The organism is Arthrobacter sp. Z4-13, from assembly GCF_054792705.1.
The window spans coordinates 2,264,807-2,283,156 of the sequence record NZ_CP096459.1 but is presented as its reverse complement, the minus strand read 5'-3'; the positions used below and the strand labels follow the sequence as shown (position 1 = coordinate 2,283,156).

Sequence of the window (18,350 nt, the reverse complement as noted above, 5' to 3'; positions counted from 1 at the left end):
GTCGTTGGGGAAGACGTACCTAGAGCTATGGAGGATGGAATGTCTGTTGCAATGACCCGCGGTGTGCTGTTTGTTCACTCAGCCCCTACCGCTTTGTGCCCTCACGTTGAGTGGGCCATCGGATCCGTCGTGGATAAGCGGACGGATCTTGAGTGGACCCCTCAGCCTGCTGCGCCCGGAATGTTCCGGGCGGAGCTTTCCTGGACCGGCGCTCCCGGTACAGGTGCGCAGCTCGCCTCATCACTCCGGGGCTGGGCGCACCTCCGGTATGAGGTCACCGAGGAACCGAGCCAGGGTGTTGACGGCGGCCGCTGGTCGCACACACCCGAACTGGGCATCTTCCACGCCGTCACCGACGTCCACGGCAACATCATGGTCTCCGAAGACAGAATCCGCTACGCCTACGAGTCGGGAGCGGGCGATCCCGCCGCCGTGTACCACGAGCTGTCCCTGGCTCTTGGCGAGGCCTGGGATGAGGAGCTGGAACCCTTCCGTCATGCTGCCGAGGGTGCTCCCGTCCGCTGGCTGCACCAGGTGGGCTGACGGGCCCAACCCAACGGCCGCCGTCGTACTTCCAACACCGGCCGGCAGCACGCACATAAAATCCAGAAGCAGTCTCCATAGCAAAACAGGAGGCCCCGCCAGCCGGCGGGGCCTCCTGTTTGCGTACGGGCGGCAAGCCCAGGGCAGGAACTAAACGCTGCGAACAGCCACCACGGCGTTGTGTCCGCCGAAGCCGAACGAGTTGCTCAGGGCTACGATGTTGCCGGCGGGCAGATCGCGGGCGGAGGTGACCACGTCGAGCGGGATCTCCGGATCCTGGTTCTCAAGGTTGATCGTGACGGGTGCCTTCCGGTCGTAGACGGCCAGCACGGTGAGCACAGCCTCAACGGCACCGGAGGCGCCCAGGAGGTGGCCCATCTGCGACTTCGTGGCGGAAACCGCAACGTTGTCGATGTGGTTGCCCAGGGCGGCGCGGAGGGCGGTGTACTCAGGCTTGTCACCCACCGGAGTCGATGTGGCGTGCGCGTTCACATGGACCACGTCCTCGGCCTGGATGCGGCCGTCGAACATAGCGGCTTTGAGTGCGCGGGTTGCGCCGAGGCCTTCGGGGTCGGGGGCGGTGATGTGGTACGCGTCAGCCGTTACGGAGGTGCCGGCGAGTTCGCCATAGATCCGGGCTCCGCGGGCCAGTGCGTGTTCCTCGGCTTCGAGGACCAGGGCGCCGGCGCCTTCGCCCATCACAAAGCCGTCGCGGCCCAGGTCGTACGGGCGGGAGGCAGCCTGCGGGTCGTCGTTGCGTCGCGACAGCGCCTGCATGGAAGCGAACGCCGCCAGGGGCATCGGGTGGATGGCTGCTTCAGCGCCGCCGCACATCACCACATCTGCCTTGCCCGAGCGGATCAGGTCCAGGCCCAGGTGCATGGCTTCGGTGCCGGAGGCGCAGGCGGAAACCGGGGTGTGGGCGCCGGCGCGTGCGCCGAGGTCCAGGCTGACAGCCGCAGCAACACCGTTCGGCATCAGCATGGGAACGGTCATGGGGAGAACGCGGCGGGGGCCTTTTTCCTTCAGCGTGTCCCAGGCGTCCAGCAGCGTCCACACTCCGCCGATGCCGGTGGCGAAGGCAACAGCCAGCCGGTCCTTGTCGAAGTCGGTGATGCCGGAATCCGCCCACGCCTCACGGGCTGCGATGACGCCGAACTGCGTGGAGGGGTCCATCCGCTTGGCCTCGACCCTGCTGAGGACCTCAAGGGCGGGCGTGCTGCAGCGGGCGGCGAAGTGGACGGGAAGTTCGTACTTGGCTACCCAGTCGTCCTCCAGGGTGCGGGCACCGGAGACCCCCTTTAGCGCGTTGTTCCACATCGTGGGTACATCGCCGCCGATGGGCGTGGTGGCGCCCAGACCGGTGATGACTACTTTGCGTGTCATGGGATCACTCTTTCGTCGGTGGGGCTTCCGGCTCCGGCTTTCCGGAGGGCCCCGCATGGTGGTGGTCGGCACCGCTCCGCTGGGAACGGGATGCCGGAAAAATGCGGCGGGCTGCCGGTCCGGTCGTCCGGACCGGCAGCCCGCCAAGCCGATAAACGGCGAAAGCCTTGACTAGGCCTGTGCTCCGGCGATGAAGCTGACGGCGTCGCCGACGGTCTTGAGGTTCTTGACCTCTTCGTCCGGAATGCGAACGCCGAACTTTTCCTCGGCGTTGACCACGATGGTCATCATGGAGATGGAGTCGATGTCCAGGTCCTCCGTGAAGGACTTGTCCAGCTCTACGGCCTCGGGGGCCAGACCGGTTTCCTCGTTGACGATTTCAGCCAAGCCGGCCAGGATCTCTTCGTTGCTAGCCATTGATGGCTCCTTTTCTTGTATTGCCGGCAGGGGCTGCCGGAAATGGTTCAGGACGCGGTTGCGGCCTGTTGGGGGCGTTCCTAGGGAAGGACAACTACCTGCGCGCCGAAGACCAGCCCGGCACCGAAGCCGATCTGGAGGGCCAGCCCGCCGCTGAGTTCCGGCTTCTCCGCCAGGAGGCGGTGCGTGGCCAACGGAATGGACGCCGCAGAGGTGTTTCCGGCGTCGGCGATGTCCCGTGCCACTGTAACCGTCTCGGGCAGCTTAAGCTTCTTCACCATCTCGTCAATGATGCGCATGTTGGCCTGGTGGGGGATAAAAGCCACAAGGTCCTCGGCTTCTACGCCGGCCGCGTCCAGTGCCTGCTGTGCCACCTTCGCCATTTCCCAAACTGCCCACCGGAATACGGTCTGGCCGTCCTGCCGGAGTGTCGGGTAGAGCTCCTGGGCCTCCTCGAGCAGGGCAAGGTCACCAGTGGAATCTGACTGCCGGGCAGCCATGCCAAGGTCGCGGACATCCAGCATGGAGCGGGTCATTCCGATGGCGTCCCACTTGCTGCCGTCCGATCCCCAGACGGAGGGTGCGATGCCGGGTGTCTCAGACGGGCCGATGACGACGGCGCCGGCTCCGTCTCCGAGCAGGAAGGAGATGGTGCGTTCCCGGTTGTCGATGACGTCGGACAGCTTCTCGGCGCCAACCACCAGGACATACTTGGCGGTGCCTGACCTGACGAGGGCGTCGCCCTGGGCAATGCCGTAGCAGTAACCCGCGCAGGCTGCGGAGATGTCGAAGGCAGGTGCGGGGGTGGCGCCGAGGCGGTCTGCCAGGCTCGCGGCGGCTGAGGGCGTGGCGTAGGGGTGGGTAACCGTGGAAACAATGACAGCGCCGAGGTCCGATGCTTCAATGCCGGCCTTTTCCATGGCTTCGCGGGCAGCGCCCTCAGCCATGTCGATGACGCTGACGTCAGCGGCGGCACGGTGCCGGGTCACGATTCCCGTCCGCTGCCGGATCCATTCATCCGAGGAGTCGATCCACTGGCAGACATCTTCGTTGGTGACGATGACGTCCGGCCTGTAGGCGCCGAGGCCGAGGATGCGGGTGTGTTCCTGAAGGGGAGCCTGTTTCAGTGTGGGAACGCTCATGCGTTGCCCTCCAGTTCTGCGAAGAGCGCCAGGGCGGCGGAAAGATCATCGGGGGTCTTGACCGCAACGGTCTTGACGCCGGGCATGCCGCGCTTGGCCAGGCCGGCGAGGGTTCCGGCAGGAGCAAGCTCGATGACGCCGGTGACACCGCGCTGGACCAGGCTTTCCATGCACAGGTCCCAACGGACCGGGCGCGACACCTGGGCGATCAGGCTGTCGACGGCGGTGCCGCCGTCGGTGACCTGGCCGCCGTCGTAATTGGACAGCAGGGGCACCTTCGGCGCCTGCGGCTTCAGCGCCGGCGCCAGTGCCGTCAAGGCGCTGACAGCAGGGGACATGTGGCTGGTGTGGAACGCTCCTGCCACCTTCAGCGGGATGACGCGTGCCTTCGCCGGGGGGTTTTCGGCGAGGACCTTCAGCTGTTCGAAGGTGCCTGCAGCAACTGTCTGGCCCGCTCCGTTGACGTTCGCGGGCGTGGCACCGGCCGCTTCGATGGCTGCCAGCACCTCCGCCGGGTCCCCGCCCACCACGGCACTCATGCCGGTGGGGGTGACGGCTGCGGCGGCGGCCATGCTGTTGGCACGCTCGCGGACGAAGGTCATGGCTTCCTGTTCCGACAGGACGCCCGCAAGGGCCGAAGCGGTGATTTCACCAACGGAATGGCCCGCCAGGATGACCGGCAGGGAGCTGAGCTCGACGTCGAAGAGGGAAGCTGCGGCGACCAGCCCGGCGGCAACAATCAGGGGCTGCGCCACGGCAGTGTCCTTGATGGTTTCTTCGTCCGAAGTGGTCCCATGGGCGATCAGGTCGATGCCTGCGATGTCGCTTAGTGAGGCCAACTGGCCTGCCACCGGGGGCAGTTCCAGCCAGGGGGCCAGAAAACCCGGGGTTTGCGAGCCCTGTCCAGGGCAGACTATTGCAAGCACGTAACCAGCTTTCCAAATTACTGTGTGATTCAGCGGTGTTTGTCCGCACCAAGCTCACGGGGTCAGGTTGTAGGAAGTCTACAACGCCTCAGGGCTGCGTCCGTGACGGTTGACGCTCAACTGCCGCTTTCGGCGGGGCGGAGAGGCGGCCCACCACAAGCGCTGCCTGGAGGACAAACGCCTCCCTCGGGAGGAGCGGATCCCAGCCCGTGACGTCGCAAACCCGCTTCAGCCGGTACCTGACGGTGTTGGCGTGGACGAAGAGTTCGCGGGCTGTGGCCTCAAGGGAATGGCCCAGTTCCAGGTAGGTTCCAAGGGTTTCCACCAGCCCGTTGGACGCTGCCAGGAGCGGGCGGTAGATGTTTTTGACCAGCGATCGGCGGGCGGCGTCGTCGCCTGAGATCACCCGCTCGGGAAGCAGGTCGTCGGCGGCGACGGGCCGTGGCGCGGAAGGCCAGGCCCGGGCTGCCGTCAGGCCGGCGAAGGCGGACTGTGCCGAGCCGCTGGCCTCCAGCAGGGAGCCGGCTTCGGGCCCGTACACCACGGGGCCGGGCGCAAACATGTCGCTGAGCTTCACATAGGCGGTTTCCCGGTCTGAAACGCCGCCCAGGATCAGGATCAGACGGTCGCCCTGGATGCCCACGAGGGCATCCTCCGCATAGCGGCCCGCCATCCGCCGGAGTTCGCTGACATAGCTGGCGCTTGGTTCGGAGGGGGAGTTGCCCACCATAACGGTGAACCGTTCCTGGGCCTTCCAGCCCAAGGCCGCGATCCTCGAGCGCAGGGCGTCAGTATTTTCGCCGCGAAGGATGGCATCGACGATCAGCGCTTCCAGCCGGGTGTCCCAGGACCCGCGGGATTCGGCGGCGCGTGCATAAACGTCGGCCGCGGCGAACGCCACTTCGCGCGAATAGCGGAGTACGGCCTCGCGAAGGGAAGGCTGGTCAGCCTCCGGAGCAATGACCGGAACCTGCTCCTCCACCACCTCCACCACGATCCGGATCAGCTGCAGCGCTTTCTGCAGGCTGATGGACCGGGTCAATTCCGTTGGGGCCGTACCGAAGACGTCGGTGAGGATCCAGGACGGGGAACTTGGGCGTTCATACCACGTCACGAACGCCGCGATGCCGTTCTGGGCCACCATGCCAAGGGCGGACCGTTCGTCCGAGCTGAGCCGGCCGTACCAGGGCAGGGATTTTTCCAGCTCCCGCATGGTGGTGGTGGAAAGCTGGCCCACGTTTGCCCGCAGCTGCTTAAGGGTTTCGGACTTCTCCGGCGTGACCCTCGGCGTGGACGGTTTGCGCTTGGCGGACGGGGTAGCTGGTGCTGGCATTCTTTGAGCATACGGCCACTGACCGGCAAGCTCCATTTGTGCAAAGGCTACAATCCCGTTGGTTGTGCGTCACACCCGGTTCGTGCTGTAAACGGACGACGGCGGCCCCGCCTTTCGGTGGGGCCGCCGTCGTTGTTGCTTGCCTGGGTTTTTAGACAGCTACGGCGACATCCGGGGCTCGTAAATCTTGCAGCTGTTCCAAAAACTCAAAGGGAGGGTGTCAGGACTCGCCTCCGGCGTTGCCGGTGGAACCGGCATTGACGTTGTGCAGCCGGTACTTGTCAATCGCCTTCATCGGTGCCTGGGCGTCAACCTCACCGCGGCGGGCCAGCATCTCCAGTGAACGCACCACGATGGAGTGGATGTCGTTCTTGAAGAAGCGGCGCGCTGCGGCGCGGGTGTCCGAGAAGCCGAAGCCGTCCGCACCGAGGGTGGCGAACTCGTTGGGCACGAACTGGCGGATCTGGTCCGGTACGGCCTTCATGTAGTCGGACACAGCCACGACGGGTCCGGTGGCTCCTTCGAGCTGCCGGGTCACGAACGGGACGCGCGCGGGCTGTCCCGGGTTGAGGAAGGCTTCCTCTTCAGCGGCCATGCCGTCGCGGCGCAGTTCGTTCCAGGACGTGACGGACCAGACGTCGGCGGAGACGCCCCAGTCATCGGCCAGGAGCTGCTGGGCCTCGAGCGCCCAGGGCACGGAGACACCGGACGCGAGGACCTGGGTCCGGGGACCGTCGATCTTTGCAGGGGCGAGCAGGTAGATGCCCTTGAGGACGCCCTCCACATCCAGTTCTTCCGGTTCGGCGGGCTGGGAGATGGGCTCGTTGTAGACCGTCAGGTAGTACATGAGGTTCCGGTCTTCCGAGTCCGGCCCGTACATCCGCTCAATGCCGTCGCGGATGATGTGGCCCATTTCGTAGCCGTAGGCGGGGTCGTAGGTGACCACTGCGGGGTTGGTGGAGGCGAGCAGGGGGGAGTGGCCGTCGGCGTGCTGGAGGCCTTCGCCGGTGAGGGTGGTCCGTCCTGCGGTGGCGCCGATGATGAAGCCGCGGGTCATTTGGTCGGCTGCTGCCCAGAAGGCGTCGCCGGTGCGCTGGAAGCCGAACATGGAGTAGAAGACGTAGACCGGGACCAGGGGCACGCCGTGGGTGGCGTAGGCGGTTCCGGCGGCGGTGAATGCCGCGACGGCGCCGGCTTCGTTGATGCCGGGGTGGATCAGCTGGCCCGCGGGGGATTCCTTGTAGGCCAGGACGAGGTCCCGGTCCACGGAGAGGTAGTTCTGGCCCTTGGGGTTGTAGATCTTCGCGGTGGGGAAGAACGCGTCCATGCCGAAGGTGCGTGCCTCATCCGGGATGATCGGGGCGATGTGCTTGCCGAACTCCTTGTCCCGCATCAGGTCCTTGAGCAAACGGACGAAGGCCATGGTGGTGGCGGCCTGCTGCTTGCCGGAACCGCGCTTGGCCACCTCGTAGGACTTGGGGTCCGGCAAGGTGATCTCGGCGTGCTTGGACCGGCGCTCCGGGACCGACCCGCCCAGGGCGGCGCGGCGTTCCATCATGTACTGGATTTCCGGGGCGTCCGTGCCGGGGTGGTAGTACGGGGGCTGGTACGGGTCTTTTTCGAGCTGCTCGTCCGTGATGGGGATCCGCAGGTGGTCGCGGAACTTCTTCAGGTCGTCCAGGGTGAGTTTCTTCATCTGGTGGGTCGCGTTGCGGCCCTCGAAGTGTGGTCCGAGTCCGTAGCCCTTGACGGTTTTGGCGAGGATGACGGTGGGTTTGCCCTTGAATTCGGTGGCTGCCTTGTACGCGGCGTAGACCTTGCGGTAGTCGTGGCCGCCGCGTTTGAGGTTCCAGATCTGGTCATCGGACAGGTCCGCGACGAGGTCCTTGGTCCGGGGGTCCTTGCCGAAGAAGTGTTCGCGGACGAACCCGCCGGATTCGGCCTTGTAGGTCTGGTAGTCCCCGTCGGGGGTTTCGTTCATGATCTTCACCAGTGACCCGTCGGTGTCGCGGGTGAGCAGGTCATCCCATTCCCGGCCCCAGACGACCTTGATCACGTTCCAGCCCGCGCCGCGGAAGAACGCTTCGAGTTCCTGCATGATCTTGCCGTTGCCGCGGACCGGTCCGTCCAGGCGCTGGAGGTTGCAGTTGATGACGAAGTTCAGGTTGTCCAGGTTCTCGTTCGCGGCGAGCTGGAGCAGGCCGCGGGATTCGGGCTCGTCCATTTCGCCGTCGCCCAGGAACGCCCAGACCTGCTGGTCCGAGGTGTCTTTCAGGCCCCGGTTGTGCAGGTACCGGTTGGACTGGGCCTGGTAGATCGCGTTCATCGGCCCGATGCCCATGGACACGGTGGGGAATTCCCAGAAGTCCGGCATCAGGCGCGGGTGCGGGTAGGAGGACAGGGCGTGGCCCTGCCGGGACTTTTCCTGCCGGAACCCGTCCAGGTCCTCCTCGGCGAGCCGGCCTTCCATGAAGGCCCGGGCGTACATGCCGGGGGAGGCGTGGCCCTGGAAGAAGACCTGGTCCCCGCCGCCGGGGTGGTCCTTGCCGCGGAAGAAGTGGTTGAAGCCCACCTCGTACAGGGTCGCGGCGCCGGCGTAGGTGGAGATGTGCCCGCCCACGCCGATGTTCGGCCGCTGGGACCGGTGCACCATCACCGCGGCGTTCCAGCGCATGTACGCCCGGTACCGGCGCTCGAACTCCTCGTTGCCAGGGAACGCAGCTTCCTGGTCCACCGGGATGGTGTTCACGTAATCGGTGGTGGTCACCATCGGCACCCCGACGCTCTGCGCACCGGCACGCTGCAGCAGGCTCCGCATGATGTATTGGGCACGCTCGGTGCCCTGTTCCCTGATCAACGAATCCAGGGACTCAACCCACTCGGCGGTCTCTTCCGGATCACGATCAGGCAGCTGGTTAGTCAACCCGCTGAGGATATGGGAGGTATCTTCTCCTGCAGCCACGTCCAACCTCTCTTTGCGCGCATTGATGGCGCACTCAGGCCGGGCAGGGTGACCGCCCGGCGTATATACGCCGTGTGCGACGTATCGGTTACAACAGCCCGGTCATGTGTGCCGGGCAGGGTCCTAGCATTGCTACGTCTGCATTGGAGTTACAGGGTTGTTGCCCCGCAGGCATAGTTGTCACCTGCCACTCTAACTCTGTCAGGATGACGATGCGTAGCCGCGGCTTGGGCGGCTCTGTTGTATTTCGCCGTCATACTGGTTGTGTGACGAAAAGCCGCTGCGCGGCGGGCTGGCCTCATCAGGTGTGACGCAGAATATGCGCCATAGCGGGGGCGTCAGCTTGAAGCGCAGGCACAAAGGGTGTTGGCTTGGGAGTAATGGAAATCACTATGCGCATTGTATGTGCGAGGCATTGGAGGAACACGTGAGCGAGGCCGACGCCGCCACTTCGGTAAATGTGGCGGAAAAATTGGGTTTCAAGAACGGGGATCTGATTCAGGAGTTCGGTTACGACGACGACGTCGATTTCGACTTACGTGACGACATTGAAGACTTCACGGGTTCAGAACTGCTGGATGAGGACGACCATGAGGTGGCGGATGCCGTTATCCTTTGGTGGCGCGACGGCGACGGCGACCTGGTGGACAGCTTGATGGATTCGCTGACCACCCTCAGCGAAACCGGCGTTGTCTGGATCCTGACTCCGAAGTCCGGAAGGGCCGGGTATGTGTCACCGGCTGACATCCAGGAAGCTGCACCGACGGCCGGCCTGCACGTCACAACATCGGCCGGCGTGTCCAAGGACTGGAGCGCAGCCCGGCTGGTGAGCAGGAAAAACAAGTGACGGCAGCGCTTGACGCTGCCACTCAAGCTGTGCCTGCTGTGGGCGGACCGGCACCTGACTTCGAACTCGCCAACCAGTTCGGCGAACCGGTTCGGCTGTCCTCATTCCGCGGCCAGAACGTGGTCCTGGTGTTCTATCCCTTCGCTTTTTCCGGCATCTGCACCGGGGAACTGTGCGAGATACGGGACAACCTGGCGATGTTCGAGGATGCCAATGCAACGGTCCTGGCTGTGTCTGTTGACAGCAAGTTCAGCCTGCGCGCGTACGCTGCCCAGGAAGGGTACGGCTTTGACCTGCTGGCTGACTTCTGGCCGCACGGTGCCGTAGCCACTGCCTACGGCGTCTTCGATGCGGACAGCGGCATGGCAAATCGTGGCACATTCATCATCGATGCCGGCGGAAATGTCCGGTACTCAGTGGTGAACCCCCGCGGCCAGGCCCGGGACCTCCAGGAATACCGCGCGGCTTTGGCCGGCCTCGGGCGGGCCTGACGGCCCATGGAACAGCGGCGGGCGGGTGTGGGCCTTACAGGCTTCGCCAGCATGCCGCCGGTGGCTGCAGCGCGTCCCTCTCCGAAGGAACTCGACGTCCTGCTCCGGATCCGGGACGTTCTTGCCGGCAAGCGCTTTGCCCTGCTGACGGGCGCCGGACTCAGTACCGATTCGGGTATCCCGGACTACCGCGGGCCGGAGTCCACCCCGCGTTCTCCCATGACATACCAGGAGTTTATAAAGGACGCAGCCAACCGTCAGCGCTATTGGGCCCGGAACCACATTGGCTGGTCCCACCTCCGCCACGCTGATCCCAACCAGGGCCATCATGCTTCCGCCGAGCTTGAGCGGCGGGGTTACCTTACCGGCTTGATCACCCAGAACGTTGACCGCCTGCACGAGGACGCCGGCAGTGTCAACGTTGTTGACCTGCATGGCAGGTATGACCAGGTGGTGTGCCTGGACTGCCGCCGTACCTATTCCAGGCGCCTGCTGGCGGGAGTGCTGGAGGAACTGAACCCGGACTTCCTGTCCCGGGCAGCGGACACAGGCCTGGTGGAAATGGCGCCGGACGCGGACGCCACCGTTGAAGACCAGGTGCTGATCAGCAGCTTCGTGGTTGCTGTCTGCCCTGCGTGCGGCGGTACGCTGAAGCCCGATTTCGTGTACTTCGGAGAGAACGTCCCCAAAGAGCGCGTTGAACGCTCGTACGCGATGGTGGACGACGCCGATGGGCTGGTTGTGGCGGGATCGTCACTGACCGTGATGAGCGGCCTGCGCTTCGTCAGGCATGCTGCCAAGGACGGGAAACCGGTGATCATCATCAACCGGGGGCAGACGCGCGGTGATGACAAAGCAACGATAAAGCTGGAGGCCGGAGTCAGTGAAGCCCTCACCTGGCTGGCCGCTGAGCTCCCACCCCTGTAGGAGGACCCCCATGGGGGACGGTTGCGGCGCCGATTCGCGTTTCCCGGCAGTCGTCCGGTAGAGTCTATGTTCGTTGGTTGCGGCGCTGGAGCGCCGGATTCAGCGCGTTTGGGTCTTTAGCTCAGCTGGTAGAGCGCCACGTTTACACCGTGGATGTCATCGGTTCGATCCCGGTAGGACCCACAAGGAAACCCTGCTGTTTCCGCCTCAAGGCGGAAACGGCAGGGTTTTTTCGTTGTCCTGCATGCGGGGGCGGAATGTCAGGGCCCCGCCGTAGTTTTCAGGAATGGAACACGTGATGGTGCAAACGGGAATCAACGGCATGCCGACGGCGGTTGTGAGCAACGGCAGGAAATGGACAGTGGGTGCCGAACCAGTCCGGTGGTTTGAGCGGGTCAACTGGTGGGAATTCAACCGGAGGATGCCGAGGGGCCTCAGCCGGGTGGACGTGGAAGTCCTGCAGGTACAGGTGAGGCTGGGGGGCAACAGCGGTTCTGCCCTCACCACCATGCTGCTGGAGAGGGACGGGGTGGGCGGCGGGTGGCGCCTGCGCGAAGCAGTCGCGGACGCCGCCTGATCGCGGCCTTCCCTGGCCAGGGGGCTGCTGCGGGGCATTGGAAAACCCTCCACCGCGACTATTGGGGGATGCCGCGGTGGAGGGCCTGAGATGAATATACCGTGAACTTCCGAAAACATGAAAGTTGGTCCCCAGCGCGTCTCGGCCCTGGGTCGCGACGGTTCCGGCGACTGAACCGGAAGCTCCTGCTGGACTTCCCGGCCTGGCCTGGCCTGGCTTTCCGTTCAGTGGCGCACCGGAATAAATACGCGCGGCTGCTCGGTCCAGGTGTCCGACATCCGGGACATGGTCCGGCGCATGATCCGGTCCGAGGCGTCACGGGCTGCGGGGGCGTCACCCCTGGCGATGGCCTCCGCCAGGTCCACGTGCCACTGCAGGGCACCCTCGTGGGGGTGGTCCGGCATCAGGCCGTGAACAGTGCGTCCGGTAAGAGTCTCGGCCACCTGCCCCATCAGGTTGGCAAACATCTCATTGCCCGAGCCGGACAGCAGCAGGGAATGGAACTGGATGTCCAACTCCAGGAAGCGGGGCACCTCGCCGCTCTGTCCGGCGTCGCGCATCGCATAGGCGACGTCCACGAGTTCCAGCCGCAACGGCGCGGGGGCGTTCTCGGCGGCCAGCTCCGCTGCCGCAGGTTCGACGGCGGCACGCAGCTCGGCAAGGGAGCGCAGCTGCGCGCCACGCGCGTCGCTTGCCAGGCGCCACCTGATGACCTGCGGGTCAAAAGGGTTCCAGCGGCTGGCCGGCAGGACCCGGATGCCCACCCGCTTGGTGGTTTCCACCAGGCCCAGGGACTGCAGCACGCGGACGGCCTCGCGGATGACAGACCGGGACACCTTCAGCTCATCCTCCAGCTGTTCCGCCAGCATCACGTGGCCGGCGGGCAGGTTGCCTGCGACGATTCGGGTGCCAAGATTCTCGATGGCACGGTGATGCAGGCTGGTGGTCATGCAGCTAAGCCTAGTGCGGGCCTGCGTCCGTCGGCCTTTCGTTCTCGATGGTCGACACAAAAGGTTCCACTAGGTGGGCGTTACTTTCCTGTGACCCGTTGAATATATATGCTTTATTCAGACCCTTGGTCTGCAAGGCGTGCTTCCGGGCAAAGGGAGCCACTGCACATCCAACGCACAGTATGAATTGGAGTTTTGATGTCTGCACACATCGGTGTCACCGGCCTCGCGGTGATGGGTGCCAATCTGGCCCGCAACCTCGCTCGGAACGGCTTTACGGTCGCACTGCACAACAGGTCTGTGGAAAAGACCGACGCGCTGCTCGAAAAGCACGGCACGGACGGCGACTTTGTCCGGACTGAAACCCTCCAGGAACTGGTGGACTCCCTGGAGAAGCCCCGCCGCGTCCTCATCATGGTGAAGGCCGGCAAGCCGGTTGACTCCGTCATCGAGCAGCTGGAACCGCTGCTGGAAGCCGGCGACATTATCATCGACGCCGGCAACTCCCACTATGAGGACACCCGCCGCCGTGAGGCCGCGCTGGCCAAGAAGGACCTTCACTTCGTAGGCGTCGGCGTCTCCGGCGGTGAAGAAGGCGCCCTGAACGGCCCCTCCATCATGCCCGGCGGTTCCAGGGAATCGTACAAGGCCCTCGGTCCACTGCTGGAAAAAATCTCCGCCAAGGTCGACGGCGAACCGTGCTGCGCGTGGGTGGGAACCGACGGCGCCGGCCACTTCGTGAAGATGGTCCACAACGGCATCGAATACGCCGACATGCAGGTCATCGGCGAAGCCTTCGACCTGCTGCGCTCCGGTGCAGGCATCGAGCCGGCAGAGCAGTCCAAGATCTTCTCCGAGTGGAACAAGGGCGAGCTCTCCTCCTTCCTGATCGAAATCTCGGCAGAGGTCCTGGGCCACGTTGACGCCAAGACCGGCAAGCCGTTCGTCGACGTCGTAGTTGACGCCGCCGGCCAGAAGGGCACCGGCCGCTGGACGGTCATCTCCGCACTGGAACTTGGCTCCCCGGTCTCCGGAATCGCAGAATCCGTGTTTGCCCGTGCCCTGTCTTCCCAGGCGGGCCAGCGCAAGCTGGGCCAGGAGCTCCTGGCCGGCAACGAGGCTTCGGTTGAAATCCCGGAGACCTTCGTCGAGGATGTCCGGCAGGCACTCTATGCCTCCAAGCTGGTCTCCTACGCCCAGGGCCTGGACATGCTCACGTCCGCAGCCAAGGAATACGGCTGGGACCTGAAGCTGGACGAGATCGCTTCGCTGTGGCGCGCCGGCTGCATCATCCGCGCCGAGTTGCTCAAGGACATCACCAAGGCCTACGCCGCGGATGAGAAGCCCGCCAACCTGCTGTTCGCGCCCGCCTTCACCGCGGCCATCGCCGAAGCTGTTCCGGCCTGGCGCCGCGTGGTGGCCACCGCTGTCCAGCTGGGTATCCCGGTGCCGGTGTTCTCCTCCTCGCTGGCCTACTACGACGGCCTGCGCCGCAAGCGCGTCGCTGCAGCCCTGATCCAGGGCCAGCGTGACCTCTTCGGCGCCCACACTTACGGCCGTGTCGACGCGGAGGGCACTTTCCACACCCTCTGGGGCGAGGACAAGTCCGAGATCGAGGCAGTGGATACCCACTAGAAGCCACAATCAGGTAAGCGGAAGGCCGGCAGTTCCACTTGGAACTGCCGGCCTTCCGCTTGTCCGGCTAGTAACCCTTCAGCGGCGTCAGATCCGGTATTCGATATCGTATTCAGCCGGATCCACGGCCGGCTTGGTTTCCCGCTGCGCGTCCCGGTGGCGCCACTTGGCGGGAACCCCGGTAACGATCGATTCCGGTGGTGCGTCCTTGACCACCACGGCGTTGGCGCCCACGGCACTGTCCCGGCCGATGGTGATCGGTCCCAGGACCTTGGCGCCCGCGCCGATGGTCACCCGGTCGCCGATGGTGGGGTGCCGTTTGATCCTTGCCAGGGAGCGGCCGCCGAGCGTGACGCCGTGGTAAATCATCACGTCCTCCCCGATCTCGGCGGTCTCACCGATGACCACCCCCATGCCGTGATCAATAAAAAACCTGCGGCCGATCGTGGCACCCGGGTGGATTTCGATGCCGGTCCAGGACCGGCCCAACTGGGAAAGCAGCCGCGCCGGGAACCGCAGGGCAGGGTTCTGCCACATGCGGTGCGTCAGCCGGTGTACCCAGATGGCATGCAGTCCGGAGTATGCGAAAAAGTTCTCAAAAGAACCTCGAGCCGCCGGGTCGTGGGACCGGGCGGCGTCGAGGTCTTCCTTCAGTCTTGCAAAAAAGCCCACAAAGTTCTTTCTACAGGAAACGGGCGGAGAGCGGTTCTGGTTAGCCGCGGATGTCGTCATAGAGGACCGTGGAGATGTAACGCTCGCCGAAGTCGCACACCACGGCAACGATCAGCTTGCCGGCATTCTCCGGGCGCTTGGCCAGTTCCAGGGCTCCCCATACGATGGCGCCGGAGGAAATGCCGCCCAGGATGCCTTCCTTGACACCAAGCTCGCGGGCTACGCGGACCGAGTCTTCGAGGGTGGCGTCCAGGACCTCGTCGTAGACATTGGTGTCCAGGATTTCGGGAACGAAGTTTGCGCCGATGCCCTGGATCTTGTGCGGGCCGGGAGCGCCGCCGTTGAGGATCGCGGAGTCCTTGGGCTCCACAGCCACGATCTGGACGCCGGGCTTGCGTTCCTTCAGGACCTGCCCGACGCCGGTGACGGTTCCGCCGGTGCCGACGCCGGCGACGAAGATGTCCACGGCGCCTTCGGTGTCAGCCCAGATCTCCTCGGCCGTGGTGTTGCGGTGGACCTCCGGGTTGGCCTCGTTGGCGAACTGCTGGGCCCAGATGGAGTTCTCGGTGTTGGCCACAATTTCCTGGGCCTTCTCGACGGCGCCGCGCATGCCCTCGGAGCCTGGCGTCAGGACAATTTCGGCACCAAAAGCGCGCAGCATGACCCGGCGCTCGGTGGACATGGTCTCCGGCATGGTCAGGATGACCTTGTAGCCGCGGGCAGCGCCCACCATGGCCAGGGCGATGCCGGTGTTGCCGGAGGTGCCTTCCACGATGGTTCCGCCGGGCTTCAGGGCACCGGACTTCTCCGCTGCATCAACGATGGCCACACCGATGCGGTCCTTGACGCTGTTGGCCGGGTTGTAGAACTCAAGCTTTACGGCGACGGTGGCATCCAGCCCCTCGCTGAGCCGGTTGAGCCTGACCAGCGGCGTGCCGCCTACCAGCTGTGTTACATCGTCATAGATCCGTGCCATGTACATACGCCTATCTCGTCAGGGGTGAATACTGAGGTCAGCCTAACGAGGCCACGTAACACCCGCTAAGCGTTAAGCCATGCAGAGTAATATTTCCTGGCCTTGGCGAGCTTGGGGTTGATGATCACCTGGCAATACCCTTGCTCGGGATGCTTGGCGTAGTAGTTCTGGTGGAATTCCTCGGCAACGTAGAACCGGGGGAGCCGGCTGACCTCGGTGACGATGGGGTTCGCCCACAAAGCCTGGTTCCGGTCGATGGCTTCCTCAAACAGGATTTTCTCTTCGGTGGTCTCGTAGAACATGGACGAGCGGTACTGCGTGCCCACGTCGTATCCCTGCCGGTTGGGCGTTGTGGGATCGTGCAGGGCGAAGAACATGTCCAGGATGACCTCCGCCGGAATCACGTCCTCGTCGAACGTCACCGCCACCACCTCCGCATGGCCGGTGGTGCCGTTGCAGACCGAGTAGTAGTCGGGGTGGGGATCGTGGCCGCCGGTGTAGCCGGACACCACCGTGGTGACACCCTTGGTCTTCTGGTAGACGGCGTCGAGGCACCAGAAGCAGCCTCCGCCCAAAACAAAAGTTTTCATGACCTCTTCAATGGTTCGCGGCACGGGATGATTCCCGGGCCAGTTTGCGGCGCCGCTTCAAACGTGGGGTCCCGGCGTCGTGATGGGGTAAAACTAAGACTATGGAACCTGTGGACACTGACGTTACCGGCCAGGAGAATCACGACGGCGATGCCCCCGCCGGCGAGGAGGCCGCGGCCGGCCAGCCCGAGGCTCCCACCCTGGCTGACCTGCTCCTGGCAGTTGAGGAACTGTGGCCTGAGTCCCTGGCCGAAAACTGGGACGAGGTTGGCCTGGTGGCAGGGCACCCCTCCGCTCCGGTTACCCGTGTGATGTTTGCCGTGGATCCCACGCTTGAGGTCATTGAGGAGGCGGTGGAGTGGGGCGCAGAGCTACTGATCACCCATCATCCGCTGCTCCTGAAGGGCGTCACCACTGTCGCTGCCACCACCCCCAAGGGCCGGGCCGTTCACCGGCTTATTGAATCCGGCACCGCCCTCCTGACCGTGCACACCAACGGTGATTCCGCCGTCGGGGGCGTGTCCGATGTACTTGCCGACGCTCTGGGACTGCAGGACGTCGCCCCCCTGACCGTGGCAGCCAACGGCCTTCCGGAAGAGGGGATCGGGCGCGTAGGCGACCTGGCAGAGGCCATGACGCTCGGTGATTTTGCAGGGCGTGTCTTCGGTATCCTGCCCTCCGTTGCCGGGGGAGTCCGGGTCTCCGGCGACAAGGATGGCCTGGTACGGCGGATTGCCGTCTGCGGCGGCGCCGGGGATTCACTGTTCAATGAGGTGCGTGCCAGCAACGCTGACGTCTACGTGACCGCTGACCTGCGCCACCACCCGGCGTCCGAGGCACGGGAGGCAGCCCTGAACGGCCGGCCCTACCTGGTGGACGTATCTCACTTCGCCAGCGAGTGGCTGTGGCTGCCGGCAGCAGCCGCAGCGCTGGGCAACGTCCTGGCTGACCAGGGCCACGACGTCGAAATCCAGGTCAGCACCACCAACAGCGATCCGTGGGACTTCATCCTGACTCCGGGCTAAGCCCGGGTGTGCGAAGTCCGCCGCCGGACCCGCAGCGGGGTTTGGTCCGTTGCAGGGCCCACACCGGCGAGGGACCCACGCCGAGCGCAGCGAGGTTTGGGAGCCGGTGGGGACGCAGCGAGGCAGGGGAGCAGGCCAGGCGCTAGAGTCTAGGAAGCGCCGTTCAGGTGCCCGGCTCCGGCCGGAATGGATCAAGCGGAGGTAACAGTGGCGAAGGCAGCACCGGCGGAACAGTTGAAGTTGCTTGAGCTGCAGGGGCTGGACGCCAGGCTAAAGTCACTCGCCAACCGCCGCCGCGCACTGGAGAACGATCCCAGGATCAAGGACCTCGAAGCTGCCCTGTCCGTCGCGAACGGCGAGCTGGGCTCCGCGAAGGTGGCTGTGCACGATGCCGAGGCAGAACTGAAGCGCGCCGAGGCAGACGTGGAGCAGGTGGCCTCGCGCATCGAACGGGATGAGGCAAAGCTCAACAGCGGGACGGGCCTGTCCAAGGATCTCGTTGCTCTGCAGAAGGACATTGCTTCCCTGAACAAGCGGCGCTCGGACCTGGAGGACGTGGAGCTCGAGGTGCTGGAGCGGCTCGACTTGCTCCGGGCCCGGCAGGCAAAACAGCAGGGGATCGTGGACGACATCCAGGGATCCTTCGGCAGCATCCGGGCAGAGCTGGATGCAGCCCTGGCCCAAGTTGAGGCGGAAGCCGGCGGACTCCGCGCCCGGCGCGCCGAATTCGCCGCCGCACTCGACGCCGGGATGCTGGCCGTGTACGAAAAGACCCTGGCCAAGCGTGGGGTGGGCGCTGCCCGGCTGTTCCACGGTACGTCCGAGGCCTCGGGAATGAAGCTGAGCCCGGGCGACCTCGCGGAAATCAAGGCAGCTGCCGCCGACGACATCGTGTTCTGCCCCGACTCCGGCGCCATCCTGGTTCGCTCGGAAGAGTGGGTCTAGGGGCGG

18 protein-coding genes and 1 tRNA gene are annotated in these 18,350 nt (G+C 64.9%); 9 read left to right on the top strand and 10 right to left on the bottom strand.

Going from position 1 to position 18,350, the window contains the following annotated elements:
* The first annotated feature begins 39 nt into the window (after positions 1-39).
* Positions 40-543: a DUF3145 domain-containing protein gene (locus M1E07_RS12315; protein WP_104042113.1), complete on the top strand. Its 504-nt coding sequence runs from the start codon at positions 40-42 to the stop codon at positions 541-543.
* 150 nt (positions 544-693) lie between these two features.
* On the opposite strand, the gene M1E07_RS12310 is transcribed toward M1E07_RS12315, so the two are convergent.
* From M1E07_RS12310 to aceE, 6 genes are all read right to left on the bottom strand, one after another.
* A complete protein-coding gene (locus tag M1E07_RS12310) occupies positions 694-1,929 on the bottom strand; it encodes a beta-ketoacyl-[acyl-carrier-protein] synthase family protein (protein ID WP_461186981.1) in 1,236 nt (411 codons plus the stop codon).
* 171 nt (positions 1,930-2,100) lie between these two features.
* A complete protein-coding gene (locus M1E07_RS12305) occupies positions 2,101-2,346 on the bottom strand; it encodes an acyl carrier protein (protein ID WP_009359314.1) in 246 nt (81 codons plus the stop codon).
* Between the two features lie 80 nt (positions 2,347-2,426).
* Entirely contained in the window at positions 2,427-3,488 is a 1,062-nt protein-coding gene (locus M1E07_RS12300) for a beta-ketoacyl-ACP synthase III (RefSeq protein WP_461186980.1), read from the bottom strand.
* The gene (locus M1E07_RS12295) at positions 3,485-4,414 is read right to left on the bottom strand and encodes an ACP S-malonyltransferase (protein WP_461186979.1); all 930 of its coding nucleotides are present in this window, start codon (positions 4,412-4,414) and stop codon (positions 3,485-3,487) included. The genes M1E07_RS12300 and M1E07_RS12295 overlap by 4 nt, the downstream gene beginning before the upstream one ends.
* 88 nt (positions 4,415-4,502) lie before the next feature.
* Positions 4,503-5,747 carry a PucR family transcriptional regulator gene (locus tag M1E07_RS12290; protein ID WP_461186978.1) on the bottom strand — a complete coding sequence of 415 codons (1,245 nt, stop codon included), beginning with the start codon at positions 5,745-5,747 and terminating at the stop codon, positions 4,503-4,505.
* 220 nt (positions 5,748-5,967) lie between these two features.
* Complete coding sequence (aceE, locus tag M1E07_RS12285; RefSeq protein ID WP_461186977.1) at positions 5,968-8,709, bottom strand: pyruvate dehydrogenase (acetyl-transferring), homodimeric type; 2,742 nt, start codon at positions 8,707-8,709, stop codon at positions 5,968-5,970.
* A 427-nt stretch (positions 8,710-9,136) separates the two neighbouring features.
* Here aceE and M1E07_RS12280 point away from each other — a divergent pair, with 427 nt between their 5' ends.
* The 5 genes from M1E07_RS12280 (at position 9,137) to M1E07_RS12260 (ending at position 11,551) form a co-directional block, all read left to right on the top strand.
* A complete protein-coding gene (locus tag M1E07_RS12280) occupies positions 9,137-9,556 on the top strand; it encodes a DUF3052 domain-containing protein (protein WP_461186976.1) in 420 nt (139 codons plus the stop codon).
* Positions 9,553-10,047, top strand: a complete 495-nt coding sequence (locus tag M1E07_RS12275) for a peroxiredoxin (RefSeq protein WP_461186975.1) — start codon at positions 9,553-9,555, stop codon at positions 10,045-10,047. The genes M1E07_RS12280 and M1E07_RS12275 overlap by 4 nt, the downstream gene beginning before the upstream one ends.
* Positions 10,048-10,053: 6 nt before the next feature.
* A complete protein-coding gene (locus M1E07_RS12270) occupies positions 10,054-10,974 on the top strand; it encodes an NAD-dependent protein deacetylase (RefSeq protein WP_461186974.1) in 921 nt (306 codons plus the stop codon).
* A gap of 110 nt (positions 10,975-11,084) precedes the next feature.
* Positions 11,085-11,157, top strand: a tRNA-Val gene (locus tag M1E07_RS12265).
* Between the two features lie 115 nt (positions 11,158-11,272).
* Entirely contained in the window at positions 11,273-11,551 is a 279-nt protein-coding gene (locus tag M1E07_RS12260) for a hypothetical protein (RefSeq protein WP_461186973.1), read from the top strand.
* A 224-nt stretch (positions 11,552-11,775) separates the two neighbouring features.
* Here M1E07_RS12260 and M1E07_RS12255 read toward each other — a convergent pair whose 3' ends face one another.
* On the bottom strand, positions 11,776-12,501 hold the full coding sequence (locus tag M1E07_RS12255; protein WP_461186972.1) for a FadR/GntR family transcriptional regulator: 726 nt from the start codon (positions 12,499-12,501) through the stop codon (positions 11,776-11,778).
* A 198-nt stretch (positions 12,502-12,699) separates the two neighbouring features.
* On the opposite strand from M1E07_RS12255, the gene gndA reads away from it, so the two are divergent.
* Positions 12,700-14,136, top strand: a complete 1,437-nt coding sequence (gndA, locus tag M1E07_RS12250; protein WP_461186971.1) for an NADP-dependent phosphogluconate dehydrogenase — start codon at positions 12,700-12,702, stop codon at positions 14,134-14,136.
* An 87-nt stretch (positions 14,137-14,223) separates the two neighbouring features.
* Here the strand turns inward: gndA and epsC are convergent, their stop codons facing one another.
* From epsC to msrA, 3 genes are all read right to left on the bottom strand, one after another.
* Positions 14,224-14,808 (bottom strand): serine O-acetyltransferase EpsC, encoded by a 585-nt coding sequence (gene epsC, locus M1E07_RS12245; RefSeq protein ID WP_461186970.1) that lies wholly within the window; start codon positions 14,806-14,808, stop codon positions 14,224-14,226.
* A gap of 40 nt (positions 14,809-14,848) precedes the next feature.
* Positions 14,849-15,784: a cysteine synthase A gene (cysK, locus tag M1E07_RS12240; RefSeq protein WP_461186969.1), complete on the bottom strand. Its 936-nt coding sequence runs from the start codon at positions 15,782-15,784 to the stop codon at positions 14,849-14,851.
* 65 nt (positions 15,785-15,849) lie between these two features.
* The gene (gene msrA, locus M1E07_RS12235) at positions 15,850-16,374 is read right to left on the bottom strand and encodes a peptide-methionine (S)-S-oxide reductase MsrA (RefSeq protein WP_461186968.1); all 525 of its coding nucleotides are present in this window, start codon (positions 16,372-16,374) and stop codon (positions 15,850-15,852) included.
* A 101-nt stretch (positions 16,375-16,475) separates the two neighbouring features.
* Between msrA and M1E07_RS12230 the strand changes: the two genes are divergently transcribed.
* Both M1E07_RS12230 and M1E07_RS12225 read left to right on the top strand, forming a co-directional pair.
* On the top strand, positions 16,476-17,399 hold the full coding sequence (locus M1E07_RS12230) for a Nif3-like dinuclear metal center hexameric protein (RefSeq protein WP_461186967.1): 924 nt from the start codon (positions 16,476-16,478) through the stop codon (positions 17,397-17,399).
* A gap of 207 nt (positions 17,400-17,606) precedes the next feature.
* Positions 17,607-18,344: a zinc ribbon domain-containing protein gene (locus tag M1E07_RS12225; RefSeq protein ID WP_461186966.1), complete on the top strand. Its 738-nt coding sequence runs from the start codon at positions 17,607-17,609 to the stop codon at positions 18,342-18,344.
* Positions 18,345-18,350: the final 6 nt, after the last annotated feature.